Raw genomic sequence first — 3,703 nt, forward strand, 5'->3', positions numbered from 1 at the left:
AGGGCTGCCGGGCGTACGGCGGGCAGCAGGCCCCCGCGCCGTACGCCCGGCAGCCCTCGTACGACTACGACGACGACGCGCGCGGCCGGGGTGGCCGCAGCCGCTCCAAGGTGCCGTTGATCATCGCGGCGGGCGTCGCGCTCGCGGCCGTCGGGATAGGCGCCGGGGCCCTGATGGGCAGCGGCGGGAACGACGACAAGGCGGGCAGCACGAACGTCGCCGCGTCCGCCGACCCGGGCGAGGGCGCCGGCACGAAGGCCGGGGACGGTGCCGAGGCGCAGGCCGCCGCGCTGGACAAGCTGCTCGCGGACAGCGGCAGCAGCCGCGCGACGGTGATCGGCGCGGTCGCCGACGTCAAGGCGTGCGACAACCTGGACAAGGCCGCCGCCGACCTGCGCGAGGCCGCCGGGCAGCGCAACGACCTGGTGACCAGGCTGTCCGCCCTGTCCGTCGACCAGCTCCCCGACCACGAGGCCCTCACCGGAGCCCTCACCAAGGCGTGGCACGCCTCCGCAGCCGCCGACGACCACTACGCCGCCTGGGCCGACCAGGTCGCCGGCGACAAGAAGGGCTGCCGCAAGGGCCAGGCCCGTACGACGCCCGAGACGGCCGCCGGGAACCGGGAGAGCGGTACGGCGACGCAGCAGAAGGCGAAGGCGGCGGCGCTGTGGAACGTCATCGCGAAGAAGTACGGGCTGACGGAGCGCCAGCCGACGCAGCTCTGAGGTTTCCGGGAGCTACCGCAGGCTCGCCGCCTGGAGCGACTTCGTCACGTCCACGAAGTCCTCGCGGGCGGCCACCAGCCGTCCCCGGCGCACCACTTGGAGCGTCACCGCCGCGTTGACCATCCGAGGGAAGCCGACCGACCCGAGGCGCCCGGAGAACTCCCAGTCGAGGGTGGGAGTGAGCCCGCCGGTGCCGGCCTTCAGCCCGTCGTCGAGAGCGCTCCGCAGCGAACTGGCCGTCACATCTTCACCCTTGAGGGACTCGACGGCCTGTTTGAGGACCGTGAACGCGAGGTACGTCGTCTGCACTCCCGTGTCCTCCGCGTCGATCCGCGTATCGGAGAACGCCTCCTCCTTGATGATCTTCTTCATCTCGTCCCACCGCCTGTCGCTCGCGACGGGGTACCAGCCGGTGACGTACGCCCCCTCGTACGGCCCGTCCGCCCCGCCCGTCGAGTCGATCTCCGGCTGGTCGACGCTGCCGAGCACCGACGCCGTCCGCACCTCGGGGTACTCGTCGCGGACCCGGCGGAAGGAGTCCATGAAGATGCTCGTCCGGTCGCCGAGCGCCGGTACGACACACCCCTCCTTCTTCGCCGCGGACCCGCCGGTCGCCACCGTGAGCGCGGCCTCGGCCGCCGTACCGTACTCGGCCGCGTCCTCGGCGGCCCGCTGGTCGTCCGACGCGGCGTGGCCCCCCGTCTCCAGGCCCGCGTCCAGCATCACCGGCTGCGAGTCGCCCGCGATCGTGTCCGGCCGGACCAGCGCGATCCGCCCGCAGGACCTCGCCAGCTCCTCGCCGAGCCCCGCGAGCAGGGCCGGCTGGCCGCCGTTCACCGGGTACGACAGGGGGCTCTTGAACTCGTCCTCGGTGACGCCGTAGCCGCCTATGTACGGCACACCCGCGCCCTCCAGCGGCGGGAAGAACGACTTCGAGTACTGGCTGTACGAGCCGACGACCGCGACCGCGCCCTCCTTGACCGCCCGCCGCGCGCACTGCGCCGCGCCCACCGTGTCGTTGTGGTCGTTGCAGGTCAGGATCTTGAGGTCACGGCCGTCCAGGCCGCCGTGGTCGTTCACCCAGCGCGCGTACGCCTGCGCGAAGGCCGGCATGCCCGGCTTGTTCGTCGCGCCGGTGTCCTGCGGGGCCCACGTCATCACCACGACGGGCCCGTCCCCGGCACCCCCCGTGGTACCGGGGACGACCCCGCATCCGGCGACCAGCGACGCGCCGGCCACCAGCGTCGCCGTTCTCGTTCTGACAGACCTGGTGAAGCGGCCGGTCCCGGGGAGGAAGGTGCTGCGCGTGCGTCGCCTGCCGGTCATGGGCACACACGCTTCCGTCACATCCCCAACTCCGGAGTCACACCCGGTCGACGTGAGGTGACGCGGAGGTGAATTGCGCGGGGAGTGTGGGGCGGGGGTGGCAGGCGGGGCCGTACGGGGTGTCGGCGATCATAGGATCCATGACCTTGCAAGGACCGGAGAACCCTTCCCGTCGGGGCCGTCGCTCATCCACCATGGGCGTCATGCCACTCAACGACATGCCGTGGTGGCGCTGGCGCAGCAATGTGCGCTCCGCGCTGCACATGCTCTCCGATCCCGGTTTCCAGCGGGGCGTCTGGCTCGCCGGCGCCGAGGGGTACGGCGACGTCACCGACGCCGTGTACCGCCTCGTCGAGGACACCTGGCTCGACAACTGGTCCGCCGAGAAATACGTCGGCACGATCTTCCGCGACTCCCAGGAGGCGGCCCTCGTCGACACCGCCGTCCTGCGGGTCCTGCGGATCATGCACCAGGTGGGGCCGGACGCGCCGGTCTCCGCCTACCTCGACCACGCCGGGTGGGGCGAGGCGGTGCGCGCGGCGCGGGACGCGCACGTACGGATGGCGGTCGCCGACGGGGAGGATCCGGAGGCGGCGCCGCAGACGCTGGAGGTGCTGCGGATCGTCACGCGGGCGGTCTAAGGGCTGTGGGCGGGTGCGGGTCCGCTGTGGCCGTTCGCGCCCACGGACTGAACCACCCGCCCCGGCAGGCGCGCCTTATGGGACCCTGTCCGACATGAACGCGCAGTCCAGCCCCGCCGCCGCTGCTCCGGCCCGGCAGTACATCCTCACCCTCTCCTGCCCCGACAAGGCCGGCATCGTGCACGCCGTGTCCAGCTACCTGTTCATGACCGGGTGCAACATCGAGGACAGCCAGCAGTTCGGCGACCACGACACGGGCCTGTTCTTCATGCGCGTCCACTTCTCCGCGGAGGAACCCGTCACCGTCGACAAGCTGCGCGCCAGCTTCGCCGCGATCGGCGACTCGTTCCACATGGACTGGCAGATCAACCGCGCCGACGAACGCACCCGCGTCGTCCTCATGGTCAGCAAGTTCGGCCACTGCCTGAACGACCTGCTGTTCCGCGCGCGCACCGGCGCCCTGCCCGTCGACATCGCCGCGGTCGTCTCCAACCACACGGACTTCGCGGAACTCGTCGGCTCGTACAACATCCCCTTCCACCACATCCCGGTGACGAAGGACACGAAGTCCGACGCCGAGGCCCGGCTCCTGGAGATCGTCCGCGCCGAGCACGTCGAGCTGGTGGTCCTCGCGCGCTACATGCAGGTCCTCTCGGACGACCTCTGCAAGCAGCTCAGCGGCCGGATCATCAACATCCACCACTCCTTCCTCCCCAGCTTCAAGGGCGCGAAGCCGTACCACCAGGCGCACACGCGCGGCGTGAAGCTGATCGGCGCCACGGCCCACTACGTCACCGCCGACCTCGACGAGGGCCCGATCATCGAGCAGGAGGTCGAGCGGGTGGGCCACGACGTCACCCCGGACCAGCTGGTGGCGATCGGCCGCGACGTGGAGTGCCAGGCGCTGGCGCGGGCGGTGAAGTGGCACGCGGAGCGGAGGATCCTGTTGAACGGCCGCCGCACGGTGGTGTTCGCGTAGCGGCAGCTTGTGCTCACCTAGCTGCGGGCAGT

3 protein-coding genes and 1 pseudogene are annotated in these 3,703 nt (G+C 71.4%); 3 read left to right on the plus strand and 1 reads right to left on the minus strand.

What is annotated here, in order from left to right:
• A pseudogene (locus AOK24_RS20880) lies at positions 1–725 on the plus strand (hypothetical protein); the annotation flags it as partial.
• Positions 726–737: 12 nt separating this feature from the next.
• On the opposite strand, the gene AOK24_RS20885 reads toward AOK24_RS20880, so the two are convergent.
• Positions 738–2,051 carry an ABC transporter substrate-binding protein gene (locus AOK24_RS20885; protein ID WP_055721584.1) on the minus strand — a complete coding sequence of 438 codons (1,314 nt, stop codon included), beginning with the start codon at positions 2,049–2,051 and terminating at the stop codon, positions 738–740.
• Between the two features lie 140 nt (positions 2,052–2,191).
• Between AOK24_RS20885 and AOK24_RS20890 the strand changes: the two genes are divergently transcribed.
• Together AOK24_RS20890 and purU are read left to right on the plus strand one after the other, a co-directional pair.
• A complete protein-coding gene (locus AOK24_RS20890; protein ID WP_055721585.1) occupies positions 2,192–2,692 on the plus strand; it encodes an SCO4402 family protein in 501 nt (166 codons plus the stop codon).
• A gap of 94 nt (positions 2,693–2,786) precedes the next feature.
• A complete protein-coding gene (gene purU, locus AOK24_RS20895; protein ID WP_055721586.1) occupies positions 2,787–3,671 on the plus strand; it encodes a formyltetrahydrofolate deformylase in 885 nt (294 codons plus the stop codon).
• The last annotated feature ends 32 nt before the right edge of the window (positions 3,672–3,703 follow it).

Origin of the sequence: Streptomyces niveiscabiei (assembly GCF_001419795.1) — a bacterium.
Lineage (GTDB): Bacteria > Actinomycetota > Actinomycetes > Streptomycetales > Streptomycetaceae > Streptomyces > Streptomyces niveiscabiei.